Source organism: Methylomarinovum tepidoasis (assembly GCF_030294985.1).
Lineage (GTDB): Bacteria > Pseudomonadota > Gammaproteobacteria > Methylococcales > Methylothermaceae > Methylohalobius > Methylohalobius tepidoasis.
Genome location: NZ_AP024718.1, coordinates 837,849 through 852,657, shown reverse-complemented (window position 1 = coordinate 852,657; position 14,809 = coordinate 837,849). Strand labels below are relative to the sequence as shown.

General features: G+C 64.9%; 14 protein-coding genes. 3 read left to right on the top strand and 11 right to left on the bottom strand.

Annotated elements, in window-relative coordinates; genetic code table 11:
• Nucleotides 1-86 precede the first annotated feature (86 nt).
• From MIN45_RS04250 to MIN45_RS04230, 5 genes are all read right to left on the bottom strand, one after another.
• A complete protein-coding gene (locus MIN45_RS04250; RefSeq protein ID WP_286293561.1) occupies nt 87-2,525 on the bottom strand; it encodes a heavy metal translocating P-type ATPase in 2,439 nt (812 codons plus the stop codon).
• 141 nt (nt 2,526-2,666) lie between these two features.
• The gene (locus MIN45_RS04245) at nt 2,667-3,263 is read right to left on the bottom strand and encodes a hypothetical protein (RefSeq protein WP_286293560.1); all 597 of its coding nucleotides are present in this window, start codon (nt 3,261-3,263) and stop codon (nt 2,667-2,669) included.
• Nucleotides 3,263-3,685 carry a hypothetical protein gene (locus MIN45_RS04240; protein ID WP_286293559.1) on the bottom strand — a complete coding sequence of 141 codons (423 nt, stop codon included), beginning with the start codon at nt 3,683-3,685 and terminating at the stop codon, nt 3,263-3,265. Before MIN45_RS04240 ends, MIN45_RS04245 begins: the two co-directional genes overlap by 1 nt.
• Nucleotides 3,686-3,694: 9 nt before the next feature.
• On the bottom strand, nt 3,695-3,877 hold the full coding sequence (locus MIN45_RS04235) for a heavy metal translocating P-type ATPase metal-binding domain-containing protein (protein WP_286293558.1): 183 nt from the start codon (nt 3,875-3,877) through the stop codon (nt 3,695-3,697).
• A 117-nt stretch (nt 3,878-3,994) separates the two neighbouring features.
• The gene (locus MIN45_RS04230; RefSeq protein WP_286293557.1) at nt 3,995-4,240 is read right to left on the bottom strand and encodes a hypothetical protein; all 246 of its coding nucleotides are present in this window, start codon (nt 4,238-4,240) and stop codon (nt 3,995-3,997) included.
• A gap of 301 nt (nt 4,241-4,541) precedes the next feature.
• Between MIN45_RS04230 and MIN45_RS04225 the strand changes: the two genes are divergently transcribed.
• Nucleotides 4,542-5,627 (top strand): sulfite exporter TauE/SafE family protein, encoded by a 1,086-nt coding sequence (locus tag MIN45_RS04225; RefSeq protein WP_286293555.1) that lies wholly within the window; start codon nt 4,542-4,544, stop codon nt 5,625-5,627.
• Here the strand turns inward: MIN45_RS04225 and MIN45_RS04220 are convergent.
• Complete coding sequence (locus MIN45_RS04220) at nt 5,621-6,211, bottom strand: DUF2231 domain-containing protein (RefSeq protein WP_286293554.1); 591 nt, start codon at nt 6,209-6,211, stop codon at nt 5,621-5,623. The two genes, MIN45_RS04225 and MIN45_RS04220, sit on opposite strands and share 7 nt — an antisense overlap.
• A 122-nt stretch (nt 6,212-6,333) precedes the next feature.
• On the opposite strand from MIN45_RS04220, the gene MIN45_RS04215 reads away from it, so the two are divergent.
• Nucleotides 6,334-6,699: an HPF/RaiA family ribosome-associated protein gene (locus MIN45_RS04215; RefSeq protein WP_286293553.1), complete on the top strand. Its 366-nt coding sequence runs from the start codon at nt 6,334-6,336 to the stop codon at nt 6,697-6,699.
• Nucleotides 6,700-6,726: 27 nt separating this feature from the next.
• Here MIN45_RS04215 and MIN45_RS04210 read toward each other — a convergent pair whose 3' ends face one another.
• The 5 genes from MIN45_RS04210 to MIN45_RS04190 form a co-directional block, all read right to left on the bottom strand.
• Nucleotides 6,727-7,788 carry an alpha/beta fold hydrolase gene (locus MIN45_RS04210; protein ID WP_286293552.1) on the bottom strand — a complete coding sequence of 354 codons (1,062 nt, stop codon included), beginning with the start codon at nt 7,786-7,788 and terminating at the stop codon, nt 6,727-6,729.
• Nucleotides 7,785-9,584, bottom strand: a complete 1,800-nt coding sequence (locus MIN45_RS04205; protein WP_286293551.1) for an adenosylcobalamin-dependent ribonucleoside-diphosphate reductase — start codon at nt 9,582-9,584, stop codon at nt 7,785-7,787. The genes MIN45_RS04210 and MIN45_RS04205 overlap by 4 nt, the downstream gene beginning before the upstream one ends.
• Nucleotides 9,572-11,086, bottom strand: a complete 1,515-nt coding sequence (locus MIN45_RS04200; RefSeq protein WP_286293550.1) for an FAD-dependent oxidoreductase — start codon at nt 11,084-11,086, stop codon at nt 9,572-9,574. The genes MIN45_RS04205 and MIN45_RS04200 overlap by 13 nt, the downstream gene beginning before the upstream one ends.
• A gap of 120 nt (nt 11,087-11,206) precedes the next feature.
• Nucleotides 11,207-13,057, bottom strand: a complete 1,851-nt coding sequence (locus MIN45_RS04195) for a hypothetical protein (RefSeq protein WP_286293549.1) — start codon at nt 13,055-13,057, stop codon at nt 11,207-11,209.
• A gap of 13 nt (nt 13,058-13,070) precedes the next feature.
• Complete coding sequence (locus MIN45_RS04190; RefSeq protein WP_286293548.1) at nt 13,071-14,009, bottom strand: multicopper oxidase domain-containing protein; 939 nt, start codon at nt 14,007-14,009, stop codon at nt 13,071-13,073.
• 119 nt (nt 14,010-14,128) lie between these two features.
• Between MIN45_RS04190 and MIN45_RS04185 the strand changes: the two genes are divergently transcribed.
• Nucleotides 14,129-14,806: a helix-turn-helix transcriptional regulator gene (locus MIN45_RS04185; RefSeq protein WP_337250357.1), complete on the top strand. Its 678-nt coding sequence runs from the start codon at nt 14,129-14,131 to the stop codon at nt 14,804-14,806.
• The last annotated feature ends 3 nt before the right edge of the window (nt 14,807-14,809 follow it).

The following is a 14,809-nucleotide window of genomic DNA, read 5'->3' as shown; positions in this document are numbered from 1 at the left end:
CTGAAGATCGACGGCGAGGCCGACCGGATCGGCCCAAACCAGAGCCGGTACCAGCCATCCTACCAGCAGGATGCTTCGCGTCATCGTCAGCGCCGCTGCAGCCGCAGGGAATTGAGCACCACCGACACCGAACTGAGGGCCATGGCGCCGGAGGCGATCATGGGATTGAGCCGGCCCAGGGCCGCCACCGGAATCGCCACGGTGTTGTAGCCGAAGGCCCAGGCCAGGTTCTGGCGGATGACCCGCAGGGTGAAGGCGGAGATGTCGATGGCCTCGGCGACCTTTTCGATGTCGCCCTGGACCAGGGTGATGTCGGCGGCGTGGATGGCGATGTCGGTACCGCTGCCGACGGCGAAGCTGACGTCGGCGGCCGCCAGGGCCGGGGCGTCGTTGATGCCGTCACCGATCATCCCCACCTTTTCGCCTTCGGCCTGGAGCCGGCGGATGATCCTGAGCTTGTCGTCGGGCCTGGCGTGGGCCACGACCTCGTCGATTCCGACCTGCCGGGCGATGCAGCGGGCCGCGGTTTCCACGTCGCCGGTCACCATCAGGGTGCGGATGCCCATCCGGTGGAGGCGCTCGATGGCGGTGCGGGCGTTGGGCCGGGGCCGGTCGGCGATGCCGATCAGCGCCGCCGGCCAGCCGTCGAGGGCCACGAATACCGGGGTCTTGCCCGCTTCGGCCAGCCGTTCCACCGCGGTTTCCAGCCCTTCCAGCGGTACCTCGTGACGCGCCAGCCAAGCCTGATTGCCGATCAGCAGCCGGTGGCCGTCCACTTCGGCGGCGATGCCCTCTCCGGGCCGGGTTTCGAAGTCTTCCGCCGGGGCCGGTTCCACGCCCTGGTCCTGGGCGTACTCGACGATGGCACGGGCGAGGAAGTGTTCCGAGCGCACCTCGGCCCCGGCGATCCAGGCCAGCAGGGTGGTGTCCTCGACCCGGTCGCTCAAGGGCACGAAGTCGGTCACCTGGGGCCGGCCCTCGGTGATGGTGCCGGTCTTGTCGAAGACGACGGCGGTCAGATGGGCCGCCAGTTCCAGGCTCTCGCCGTTCTTGATGTAGATGCCGCGGCGGGCCGCCTGGCCGGTGCCCACCATGATCGCCGCCGGGGTCGCCAGCCCCAGGGCACAGGGACAGGCGATCAGCAGCACCGAGATGGCGTTGCCGAGGGCGGTGGTGAAACGGGCCCCGGCCGCCAGCCAGCCGCCGAAGGTCAGGGCCGAGATCCCCATCACCGTGGGCACGAACACGGCGGAGATCCTGTCCACGGTCTTCTGGATCGGCAGCTTGCTGGCCTGGGCCTGGTCCACCATTTGGACGATGCCCGCCAGCACCGTGTCCGGCCCCACCGCGGTCGCCTTCATCTTGAAGGCCCCAGGGCCATTGATGCAGCCGCCATACACCTTATCGCCAGGATTTTTCACCACCGGCATGGGCTCACCGGTGAGCATGGATTCGTCGACGGTGGTGGTGCCCTCGATCACCTCGCCGTCGGTGGGAATACGCTCGCCGGGCCGGACCAGGAGGATGTCGCCCACCTGGATCTGGTCGATGGGGACGGTCTCCTCCCTGCCGTCGCGGATCCGGGTGGCGGTCTCCGGCTGCAGGTCGAGCAGTTTGAAGATGGCCTCGTGGGCCTGGCCCTTGGCCTTCTCCTCCAGCCAGCGCCCCAGAAGCACGAAGGTGATGATGCCGGCGGCGGCCTCGAAGTAGAGCTCGCGGTGGCGCCCCAACAGCAGGGCCGGCACACTGTAGCCGTAGGCGGCGCCGGTGCCCAGGGCCACCAGGGTGTCCATGTTGGCGCGGCGCTGCTTGGCCAGGGCGAGGGCCTTGTCGAAGAAAGGCCGGCCGCTGCCGAAAACCACCGGGGTGGTGAGGAAGAACTGGACCCAGTGCCAGATCCGCGCTTTGGGCATGACCATGGCGATGACGATGGCGGGAGCGCTGAGCAGGGCGGCACGGGCAAAGCGCCTCCGGGCCTCTTCGATGCGCCGGCGCTCGCGTTCCATCAGCAGTTTGCGCTGACTCAGGGTATCGAGGGGATGGGCGCGGTAGCCGAGCTTCTCGATCAGGCGGTAGATGTCCTCCTTGGGTAAGGCCCCGCAGACGGTGGCGGTCTCGCTGGCGAAGTTGACCTGCACCTCGCGGATGCGCGGATCGCGCTGCAAAAGCATTTCGATCAGCAAAGCGCAGGAGGCGCAGGTCATGCCCTCGACGGCGAGCTGGGTCTCCACCACCGGGGCGTTGGGATCGACGGGCTTTTTCTCGACGATCCGCGGTCTGGCGGTGGCCAGGTTTTCCAAAATGGCGTCGCAGATCCTGAGCAGGTTCTCGGCCGGCAGGGCCTTGGGATCGAACCAGATGGTGACCGAGCCGATCTCCGGCACCGCCTTGACCTGCTTGACCTCCGGCCGCTTGGTGAGGAGGATCTCGAACAGGTAGGTCTTTTCCGGATCGCCCTTGAGCACGGGCGAGACGATACGGATCCTTCTTCTCAACCGGTGGGCGATCTGGAAATGTTTCGGCATCGTATTTCCCCAATTCTGAGGCCGCAGGGAACGGGTGGAGGAGCGTACTCGGCCTGGATGGCCGAGTATCGAGCCCCCAGGGAAGGGTTCACGGCGTCTCCGGAACCCGTTCCCTGCGGCCCCACCACAGCGTGAATATGGCTAATGCTTCGGCAGCCGCGACTTCACCAGCAGATAGGTCAGGTAGAACACCGCCGCCCAGTTGTAGCGGTTCTTGACCGGATGGGGGATCCAGTCGTGGACGATGCGGTGCCAGTGGATCCTGATGAGATACAGCACCAGCACGTCGTTGGCGAACTCGAAGGCGAACTTCCGCGGATCCTCGATGATGGCGCCGCCTTTCCCCAGCACCCCGCGGCGGGCGAGAATGCCGAAGGCGGTGGCGGTTTCCCTGAGGGCCTGAAGCTGATGCCGCAGCCACGCCACCGGCCGGCTTTCCTTCACCCGCGTCAGCAGCGGGCGGCGGAGCGCCGGCGGGCGGGCTTTCAGCTTGCCGCTGCGTTCCAGTTCGGTGACGATGCGGTGCAGGCGATGGGCCAGCTCCCGGAAGGATACGAAAGGCTCGTGATAGCGGATCGACAGCTTGTTGCCGCCGAGACGCACCCGGTACACCCCGTCCACCTGCCGCAGCGCCGCCACCAGTTCCTGAGCTGCCGGCGGCTGGCACAACTGCGGCGGCAGCTGGAAGCGCACGTGCCCGGGGGCACGGTAGCGCAGGACGATCTTGCGGGTGAGCATCAGGACTTGCTTTCGCCTTCTTCCTGGGTTTCGGCGACGATGTCTTCCAGGTTTTCCTTGGTGCTCAGCACGAAGTCCTTGCCTTTCTCGCCGACGCTGGCGACCGTGGCGATGATTTCCTTACGGTACTTGTACACCACGACCCCGGCGACCACGCCGAGACCGAACATCAACAACGGGTGACGGGACAGACGACGCATCAGACCTCCTCCGGCAGTGACGGCGGCCCCCTGGGCCGCGGCTTTGACCACATGGGCGCCGGGATTGCCGGCGGCACCGTGCATCATGTTGTGCATTTCCATCATCGGGCCGTGGGGTCCGGGCCCCATCGGCATGGGACCGTGGGGCGCCATCGGTCCCGGCATTGCCGCCTTGGCGGCCGCCTCGGCCATTTTTTTGTTGTCACCGTGTACGTGGGCCATGATCGCCTCCTACTTGGTTTTTTCTTCCGCGGTTTGCGGATCTTCGACGATCTCGTCCTCGTGCAGCATGCGGTAGATCCCCAGACAGCCCTCGCAGCAGAAGCGCTTGACGCCGTCTTTGGTCTTCAATTCGAAATCGGGGATTTCCACCGGCAGGGAACAGAGATCGCAGCTGGGTTTTTCTTCGCTCATTCAATCCACTTGGGGTTGCAATACCGACCCTGCGATTCTAACACCGGCCTTGGGGGATAAAAACGGGCGCCTTCCCTGGCGCCCTTCTCCAGCCGACAGGTTGGAAGATTCGGAAACTCAATGACAGCTGAACCCCCCGCCCGCATCGCCACATTCCTCGGCCTTGCCGCCACTGACCGCTCGGCTCGAGGCGCGCATCAGCGCCATGCGCATCGCCCCGGTCAGGGCCGAACCCAATCCCAGCCGGGAGGCCATGGCGGGCACCAGGATCAGGGCGGCGACCGTCAGGGTCGTCCCCAGCAGCAGCGATCCGGTATCGTATTGGGATGCCTGGGAAACCGTGGCAATGGCTTTTTCGCTCATGGCAGTCACCTCGTGAATGCGGTCGATAACACTATGACCGTAATTAGCATTCAATGTGCCACGTTTTTCAACCCATTGTTTCCGCTTAACCCCATCCAAAATCCCCTGAAACGATTCCGGAAAAGACTGTGGCATATCCCACACTTTGCGGGATATGCCACAGTCTGAGTGCTGTATCCCCTCCTGACTTCACAGTAAAACCGGCAGCAGGCAAACGGTGCAGGGGTCTGGATTCCACAATTGCATGATTTTTGCTTTATTCAAAGGTTCAACGCCGATCAATCGCGGAGATTTCCGTCCCATGCCTGCAAGGTTAAAACGCTGGCTCGGCCTGGCCTTCGGCCTGCTGGGCATCCTGTTCATCGTCTGGCTCGACGCCCGGTCGGGCTTTCACAGCCACCACCCCCTGTCCCAGGTCAATTACGCCTTGGCGCTCATGATCGGCTTCATGACCAGTTTCCACTGCGTGGGCATGTGTGGCGCCCTGGTGCTGAGCTACACCACCCAGGATGCCGCCCTGGGACGGCCCCGCTATCTCTCCCACTTCTGGTACGGTCTGGGAAAGACCCTGTCCTACACCGCCATCGGTGCGGCATTTGCCGCACTCGGCGGCATCGTCGCCTTCACCCCGGGCTTGAGGGGGGCGATCGCCATCGCCGCCGGGATCTTTCTGGTCCTGTTCGGCCTCAACCTGCTGGGCATCGTCCGCCTGCGGGTACAGCTGCGCACCCCCCCGGCGCTGATGCGTTTTATCGGCCGCCAGTACAAGAAGCGCAGCCACCCTTTCGTCATCGGCCTGCTCAACGGCTTGATGATCGTCTGCGGGCCGCTGCAGGCCATGTACATCCTCGCCGCCGGCACCAGCGATCCGCGCCAAGGGGCGGCGCTGCTGTTCTGTTTCGGCATCGGCACCCTGCCGGTGATGCTGGGTTTCGGGGTCTTCGCCAGCACCCTGTCCAAGAGCGTCGGGCCGGTGCTGGTGAAATTCTCCAGCGTGGTGGTGATCCTGATGGGGGCGGTGATGCTCAACCGCGGCCTGATCCTGACCCGCAGCGATTACGATATTGCCAGCCTGATCGCCCGCGCCGAAACCTGGGTGAGCCGGATGCGCTCCCCGGTAAAACCGCTGCGGATCGTCCGCATGCAGGTCACCGCCGAGGATTTCGAACCGGACCACTTCGTGCTTCAGGTCGGCGTACCGGTGCGCTGGGAAATCCAGGTGGCGGAAAACGCCTTCTGCCGCAGTGAACTGGAAGTGCCCAGCTTCGGGCTGAAGATCGCGCTGACGCCGGGCCTGCATGCGGTGGAATTCGCCCCGCCCCGCACCGGGCTGATCCTGTGGCGCTGCACCGAACCCCAACGCTGGGGGGCGTTCACGGTTCAGTGAGCGTGGTGATGGTGCTCATGCCCGGGCGCGTGGCTGTGGGGAATGATTTCGTGCATCCATTCCCGGAGCTCATCCCAAGCGCTACCGTGACGATGGCCTGAGGCGCCGGGCGGCCAGGCCGGCACCGCCTTCACCCCGACGCCATGCTTGTACACCATCAGCCCGCCGTAATCGGCCGCCAGCATCAGATTGAGTACCATGAACAGCGCCAGCAGCGAATGGAACAGCCTGCCGACCAGCCAGAAGCGGCCGCGGTTGAGCAAACGCCAGATCAACAGCAGCCAGGCCAGGGCGGTGGCGTTGAGGGCGAAGTAACGGTGGGTTTCCAGGATCTCGTGGACCTGCGGCGGGTGGGGAACGGTCAACGCCGCCTGCAGCCCGAAAGCGGCCGCGACGACGGCCCCCAGCGCTCCCAACCCCAACAGCCAGTTGGCCACCACGAACAGGGCGCGGCTGCGAAAAACCGCCGCGAGCAGATCGACGAGAAAAAAGACGCTGAGAAAGGCGATGGGAAAATGCACCCAGACGGGGTGCAAGTTCATCATCTCCCGCAAACCGGGAAAAATCTCTACAATGAAGGTCATGGCGCGTGTCCGTTTCCATCCGGTGCCGACAGCATAGCGGCCGCGCTGAGACCGGGCAAGCCACACGCTTGCCGGGAGAGATCATCAGATCCTATCCGATTCACGATCAACAAGGAGTCATCATGCAGATACCATTGCAGGTCACCTTCCGCGGATTGCCGCATTCCGACGCCATGGAAGCCAAGATTCAGGAAAAAGCGCAAAAGCTGGAACGCTACTACGACAAGATCACCAGCTGCCGCGTCATGGTGGAGCGCACCCACCACAAGCATCAAAAGGGCGATCTGTATCACGTCCGCATCGACCTGACCGTACCGGGAAAGGAAATCGTCATCAGCCGCGAACACCACGACAACCACGCCTACGAGGACGCCTACGTCGCCATCCGCGACGCCTTCCAGGCCGCCGCCCGTCAGCTGGAGGAATACGCCCGCATCCAGCGCGGCGAAGTCAAGGGCCGGGGCAGCCACAAAGCCGCCCTGGAGTGATCACAAGGGGGACGAAACGGCCCCGCCTCAACCCGCCCGTTCCGCCAGCCAGACCGTCACTTCGGTCAAAAGCCGCTGGGGAACGGGCGGTTTCATGAACAACTGCTCGTGATAAGGAACCGGCAGGGCCAGCATCCGGTTGGCCGGATGGTTATGCCGGGTCGCATGCCAGAAATCCTCGTTGCCCCAAGCGGCGGTGATGGGATCTTCCCGGGCGTAAACGAGAAAATACGGCACCCGCAAGGCCGCCATGTGCGCCCGGAAGCAGACGATGGCCTTCTCGATCGCCACCACCCAGCGCAACAAAGTCCGGGTGACGATGTAGCCGTCCTCACGCAGACGGGTCTTTTCCGCCTCCCAGTCGGTGAGACAGTCCAGCACCCAGGATGGGCGGCAGGGCGTCAGCAGCCGGCGCAATCCCGGCAGAGAAGCCAGTTCCATCACCGCCTCCATCGGCAACGTGGCCAGACAGGCCGGCACATACCGCCGAATCAAACATCCCTCGTAGGCCCGGAACGAAACGTCGATCAGCGGGTTGGCCAACCGGCCGCGCCATCCGGGCAACCGGCTGACGGCGAAGGCCGGGCCGAACAGAACGAGACCGGCGACCCCGTGCGGCTCCTCCAGCAACGCCTGCGCGGCAATCAGTCCCCCCAGGCTATGGGCCAGGACGAACAGCGGCCCGTCACAGCGGCGGCGCAGGAACGCCAAGGCACTGCGGAAATCTTCCCTCATCGGCGCCAGCGTGCGCAGATCCGCCTGGGCCAGAAAGGCGGCGCTTGCATCGACCCGTGCCGTCCCCCGACGGACAACCTCGTCCGCCGCACGGAGCACCGGATTGGTCAGTCCGTGGGCATGGAGATCGACCCCCACAAGATGCCAAGCAGCGGCGAAATGGGCGGCAACGTGGCGGTAACGGCCGCTGTATTCGTTCATGCCGTGCACCAGCAGCAGGCCGCCCCGAGGCCTTTCGGCTTCCTGCCACAGCAGGTGCAGCGGTTCCCGACGGTGTGGAACCGCAACGAAACGGCTCTCCCCCCAACGGGGGTAGGGGCGGGTGACCCACTGGCGGCAGGCGCTGTCTTTCAATCCCCTTCCCGGTCGATGTCACAGCAGTGGCGTTCGGTCACCAGGACGCTGCCCCGGACCGGATTGGGGCGATACGTGGTGCAGCCCTTCAGGCCCAGCTCGTAGGCGCGGTGATAGACGTCGCGGAAGGCTTCGAAGGGATAATCCTCAGGGATATGGATGGTCTTGGAGATGGCGCTGTCCACGTGGCGCTGCAGCACCGCCTGCATCGCCAGATGGGCCTCGGGAGACAGGTCCGTGGCGGTGACGAAGAAATCCGGCAAGGCGCCGTCGCCGTGGCGCCGTCGCCACAGGGACCAGGCGGGGTCGGTCACCTCCACCAGCCGGCATTCCCTGCCCTCCAGCTGCAGGCGGCGCTGGTAGCGCCAGGCGAACACCGGCTCCAGGCCACTGGAGACGTTGCCGGCCAGCAGGCTGATGGAGCCGGTGGGGGCGATGGCGAGCAGATGGCTGTTGCGCAGACCGTGGGCGGCGATGCCGTCGCGGATGTCCTGCGGCAATCGGGTGACGAAGGGTCCCTGCGGATAGACCCGGGGTTCGAACAACGGAAAGGCGCCCTTTTCCCGGGCCAGGGCGATGGAAGCCCGATAGGCGGCGTGACAGATCGTCGCCATCACCTTCCCGGCCAACCGGCGGGCGGCGTCGCTGTCGTAACGCAGCCCCAGGAGGATGAGGGCGTCGGCCAGGCCGGTCAGTCCCAGGCCGATACGGCGGGTGGCGCGGGCGCGGCGGCGCTGCCTCTCCAGAGGAAAGCCGGACAGGTCGATGACGTCGTCGAGAAAACGCACCACCACCGGCACCAAGGCGGCGATGGCGTCCAGATCCAGCCGGGCCCGGTTGCTGAAGGGTTCGCGCACGAACCGCACCAAGTTGATCGAGCCCAGGTCGCAGGCGCCGTAGGGCGGCAGCGGCAGTTCGGAGCAGGGATTGGTGGTGTGGATGCGCTCGCAGTAATGGAGATTGTTGAGCCGGTTGATGCGGTCGAGAAACAGCACGCCCGGCTCGGCCACTTCGTAGGTGGCGCGCATGATCCGGTCCCACAGCCGGCGGGCCCTGACGGTCTTCAGAATCCGGCACGGCACCGGCTTGTCGTAACCGGGCCAATCCCGCAGCACACTGCCCTCGCCGCTGCCGGGGGTGAGCTGCTCGGCGGGAAACACCAAGGGCCAGTCGCCGTCCCGTTCCACCGCCGCCATGAAGGCATCGGACACGGTCACCGACAAGTTGAAATTGCGCAGAACCTGGGGATCGCGCTTGGCCTCGACGAATTCCTCCACGTCGGGATGGTCGCAGCGCAAGGTCGCCATCATTGCCCCGCGGCGGCTGGCGGTGGAGAGCAGCACCGCGCATCCGACATCGAAGATGTGCATGAACGACACCGGCCCGGAAGCCACGGTGCCGGCGCTTTCGGCCCGGGTGCCGCGGGGACGCAGGGTGGAAAAGTCGTAGCCGACACCGCCACCCTGCTGCATGGTCAGGGCGCCTTCCTTGAGGGCCTCGAAGATGCCGTCGAGGCTGTCCTCCATCGGCCCCATGGCGAAGCAGTTGAACAGGGTCACCTGGCGGCGGGTGCCGGCGCCGGCGAGAATGCGGCCGCCGGGGAGGAATTTGAAATCCGCCAGCAAATCCAGGAACCGGGCCTGCCACACCTCCGGCTCCGCTTCCACACTGGCCACTGCCTGCGCCACCCGCCGCCAGGTTTCCCAGATGTCGGCCTCGCCCGGAGCGCGGTACTTGCTTTCCCAGACGATGCGGGAAATTTCCTGGGGAAATGGCGTCCCGGTCAAAGCCGCCACAGTCCTTCCCGGCGCATGCGCTCCTCCAGCTCGGCCAGTTCGCGTTCGCGCTCCATGCCGGCGACGGCGTGAACCTGACCGTCCCTGACGAAATAGGCGATGAAATCGTATCCGGCCGGATCGCCGTCGTAGCGGATCTCGTCCCAGTCCGCCGCGTGGCCGAAATACTGCAGAGTGCGGTTGTACTGGCGGGTCCAGAAATACGGCACACCACGGTATTCCAGGCCGGCGCCGGCCACGTTGGCACCGGCGAGGCGGCCGTGCTGGGCGGCCATGCGCCAGTGCTCGACCCGGATCGGCGCGCCGCTGCGCCAGTCGGGGAAGCAGGCCAGATCGCCGGCCGCGTACAGTCCTTCCGCCGCCCGCAGGCCCGCATCCACCAGGATCGCGCCGTCGTCGGCCTTGCTGACGCCGGTGACGAAATCCGTCGCCGGACGCACCCCCACGCCCACCACCACCAGATCGGCCGGCAGTTCACTGCCGTCGTCCAACGAAACCCGCTCGACCCGGCCGGCGCCCTGGAAAGCCTTTACCGTGCGTCCGAGGCGGAACGCCACCCCGTGATCTTCGTGCAGCCGGTGCAAGGCGGCGCCGATTTCCGGCCCCAGCACCCGTTCGAAGGGCACCGTCTCTGGCGCCACCACCGTCACCTCGATGTCCCGCCGGCGCAGGCTCTGGGCCACCTCCATGCCGATGAAGCCAGCCCCGACCACCACCGCGCGGCGGGCCGACTCGGCGGCCTGGCGCAGGTGTTCGCCGTCATCCCGGGAGCGCAGGAAAAAGACCCCGTCCAAATCGACGCCCGGAATCGGCGGCCGGCGGTTGACCGCGCCACTTGCCAGAATGGCGGCATCGTAAGCGAGCGCCGTGCCGTCGCTGAGCGTCACCTGCCGAGCATCGGCCGCCAGGGCGGTTGCCGCCGCCTCGACCACCTCGATGTCACGGGCGGTATAGAAATCCGGTGCCCGCAGCGGCAGCCAGCTCTCCGGCGCCTCGCCGCTCAGATACCCCTTGCTCAGCAGGGGACGGTCGATGGGGGGAAACTCGGGGCCGGTGACCCACACGATCCGGCCGCCGAAACCGTGGTCACGCAGCGCTTCCACCGCATAGGCCCCGGCACAGCCACCGCCGATCACCACGCACAGGCGGGAATCGGCGGGATCACGCCGCGGCGGTGGCGGTGGCTGGCTCTGCTCGGGGATCGTGACCCAGACCTCGCCGTCATCGACCCGCACCGGATAGACCGGCAGGCCATCCAGACCCGGCGGTTCCAGCAGCGCCCCGCTGCGGGCATCGAAGCAGGCATGGTGCCAGGGGCAGACGATACGGCCGTCGCACAGGGCCCCGGCCGCCAGCGGCGCCTCGTAGTGGGGACACAGCGCCCCCAGGGCATGGAAACCGTCCTCCAGCCGCAGCAACAGCACGGCGGTGGTTCCGGCCTGGACCTGTTTCATCCGGCCGACGGCCAGATCCGTTTCCCGGGCGACTTTGAATTCGGCCATGACGCACCTCCTCGGTTTACGGCGATTATCGTCCCACCGCCATCCTGCATCAAGGGTGGCGGCCGGAAAGCACACCGCCGCCCGAAGGCGGCGGTACGGTCACAGGCAAACCGAGGCAGGTCAGATCCCCTTCTGCTCCGGGGTCAGCTGCTTGAGCCACCCCTCGACTTCCGGGTCGAGCTGGCCGGTGCCGGTAAGCTTCAGAGTATCCTTGAGCCAGCCGTGGAACACCAGCGGCAGCGGCAGCACCCCCTGGCCACCGAAACCGTTGAGCCCGGTGACTTCGGGATCGGAAGGATCGGCCAGCAGGATGCGGCCGACGATTTCCAGGGTGTCCATGTCCACCACCGTCAGCACGTTGGAGAACTTGCTGGCCACGTAGGCGTAGTAGCCGCCCCCCTTCTTGAAGCCGAATTCGACCCCGTGGGCGCCGGGATCGCAGGGCAGCTGTTTGATCACCTTGTTGGTGGCGGTGTCGATGATGGAGATGGAAGCGCTCAGGGTGTTGGCGGTGACCACGTATTTGCCGTCGGGGCTGACCGGAGTCTGAATCGGCAGCAGCCCGTAGGCCGGTCCCTCGGTCTTTCCGGAGATCGGGTCGTAATCGGCCGCCAAGTCGATGTCCTGGACCTTCTTTTTGGTTTTGAGGTCGATCACCGACATGGTGGCCAGCTTGGGCGGCGTTCCCAGCAGGTTGGCCACGTAGGCGTAATCCCCCTGGGGCCGGATGCCGACAGCGATGGGGATCACCCCACCGGTGGGAATTTCTGTGACCTTTTCCGTGTCCAGGTCCACAACCGAGACGCTTGCCGCCAGGGCATTGGGGGTGACCATGAGCTTGCCGTCGTCCGTGATCCAGTGGCCGTGGGGACCGGAATGCTCACCCACGTTGATCGACCCCAGCAGGTTATGGTTGCGTCCCGGCGACAGCTTGGTGACCCGGTCCTCGCCGTTGATGGCCACGTAAAGGACGTCGCTGCCGGGCCGGGTGATGACGTGGGAAGGATCCTGGCCTACGTTGACCACGCTGTAAGTGTCACCCGTTTCGCGGTCGAAGGTGGTCAGGCGCTTGTCGAACCATTCGGTCTGGTAGATGTAGCGATAGGTTCGGTCCGTCCACATGTTGTGGGGGTGGTTCATGTTGGTCTCGATGCCCTTGACCTTCTTTTTGATGGTCCAGGTGGCAACGTCGATCTGGGTGGCAGAGCCGGGTTTGGTCTTGCCGGCGATCTTCTCGAACTGGGTGTTGACCCAGACCTCGCCAACCCCCGGCACTTTGGGCTTAAACACCTTGTTGGGCACCGAGATGCTCAGGGCGCTGAGGGAGATCTGGGTGCCGCCCAGATTGAGGGGAATGTCCGGCAGCTTCACCTCCCAGGTGGGCTTGCTGTAGTCGCGCCACAGGGCGGGGGTCGTCACCACGAAGAAGGTGCGCAGCAGCTTCTTGGCGATGTCGCTGGTGGTGGGCACTCGGGCGCCGGTGATCAGCTGGATTTCCTTGCCCAGGTCCAGACCCGGGGTGGCGGGATCGTCGACGATCACCGCACCGAACATGTAGGGATGGACCTTACAGGTGAACACGTACAGGCCGGGCTTGTCGAACTTCACCGTGACGCTGGCCGAGGACGGCTTGTCCTGATCCACCGGAAATTCCCTGGCCCCCGGCTGCCAGATCAGACTGGTGATGGTGTGCTCGGCGTTGACGTCGGTCATCTTGATCAGCACCGCATCGCCGGGTTTGACCACCACCAGGGCATCCCCGTCCACCGGATCTTTGAACCAGGTACCGGGTTCGTCGGTCATCTCCAGGATGGCGGAAGGCATCACTCCGGCGACACTGATGATGGCGCTTTCCTCGCTTTCTTCCTGGGTCGGTAACGCCTGGGTCTTCAGTTTCACCGCCCCGGCGGGATTCGTCACGCCCAGGCTGGTGGTCAGAATCAGAGCACTGCTCAATGCTTTCAATTTCATACCGATTTCCTCCTCAACGGTTGCTCGGAATCACCCGGAATTTGCCCATCATGCCGCTCTGCATGTGCTGGATGACGTGGCAGTGATAGTGCCAGTCACCGGGCCCCACGCCCTCGCCGGCCTTGACCACGAAGCTGGTCCGGCTGATGGGACCGATGTTGACGGTGTCCACCACGTGGGTGGTGCCCGGTTCGATCCAGCGGTGGCCGTGCAGATGGAAGGTGTGGAAGGCGGTGCCGATGCCGATAACGTGGAAACGCACCAGATCCCCTTCACGGGCGCCGACGGTGGGATTGGTCCACAGAGGGATCTGGCGGTTGACGATATGGTTGATTTCCTGACCCCAGAAGGTGGTTTCGTGCATCCACAGGACGAATTCCCGCTTGATGTCCCTGAGGTTCACCTTCTGGATCCTGCCGTCGATCAAAGCATCGACTTTGCCGCTGGCGGGATTGACGATCAGGGTGCCAAACAGACCCTTGTCTTCGGCCCCCACCTTGGGGTCACCGAAGGCGTGGTCGTGGTACATCCAGGTACCGGCCGTGCCCGGTGCCGCGATCCACTTGTAGGTGTAGGGTTTCCCCGGACGGGCGACGTGGTCGGCCACCTGATTGAGTACCTTGGTGGTCCCGTCGCTGTCGAAGGGATAATGCACCCCGTGGACGTGCAGGCTTACCGGCAGATCCGAACCCCGGATGCCGTGCTCCAGGGTCACGTAGGCCGTATCCCCTTCGGTCAGGATGATGGTCGGACCGGGAATGGTGGGCCCGGCGGCGTAGCGGCCGGTGACGTCCTCGGTTCTGCCCCGATCCTCCACCTGGTGGCGCACCATCTGGTAGGCCAGCTGTCCGGAGGGCAGGGACACCGCACGCAGGGTGATACGGTGGACAGCCGCCTGCAGCGGCAGGGCGATACCGCAAAGCAACAGCAACAACAGACTGTGTAAGCGCATAACCTTCTCCTCGAGTGAGTATGAGACTTGCACCGTCTAGTAAATCGCCGCAAATAAACTTTGTCAATATTTTTATTTAAAAACTAAAATTAGTCGGTTCGTCCAAAACGAGTAAACTGATGATTCCCACGATTCAGGAGGAAGACGTGATCAACAGCCTTGGCGAACGGCAACAGCAGTTGCTGAACCTGTTGCTGGAGAACAAGTCTGGCATGACCATGGACGAACTGGCACGGGCCCTGGGGGTGTCCAAACCGGCCGTCCACCAGCACCTGACCACCCTGGAGCGGGACGGTTATGTGGCTCGCCACGCCCTGGTCAAAACCGGGGGCCGCCCCAGTCAGATCTACGTGCTCAGCGACCGAGGTGTCCACTTGTTCCCCAAGCACTACGCCTGGTTCTCGGAACTGCTGTTGCAGCAACTGCTGGAACGTATGGGCAGCGAGGCGGTGGAAAAACTGCTCTATCAGCTGGGCCGCGAAGCTGCCGTCCCGCTACGGGAGCGGCTGCGGGACAAGGAAGGGACGGAGAAAATCCGTGAGGTGGTCCGCATCATGCGCGACTTCGGCTATCAGGCCCAGGTCGTGGAAGGGAAGGAGAGACTGCCGGAAATCAGCGCTAAAAACTGCATCTATCATGATCTGGCCAAGGCCCACCGAGAAGTCTGCGCCTTGGACCTGGGGCTGCTGGACGGCCTCCTGGAAGGGACGGTGGCCCAGCGGAGCTGCATGGTCCGCGGTGATGGAGACTGCCGCTTCTGTCTCCGAAAACGGCCCGAAGGCTCCACCGGCGCCTGAGAT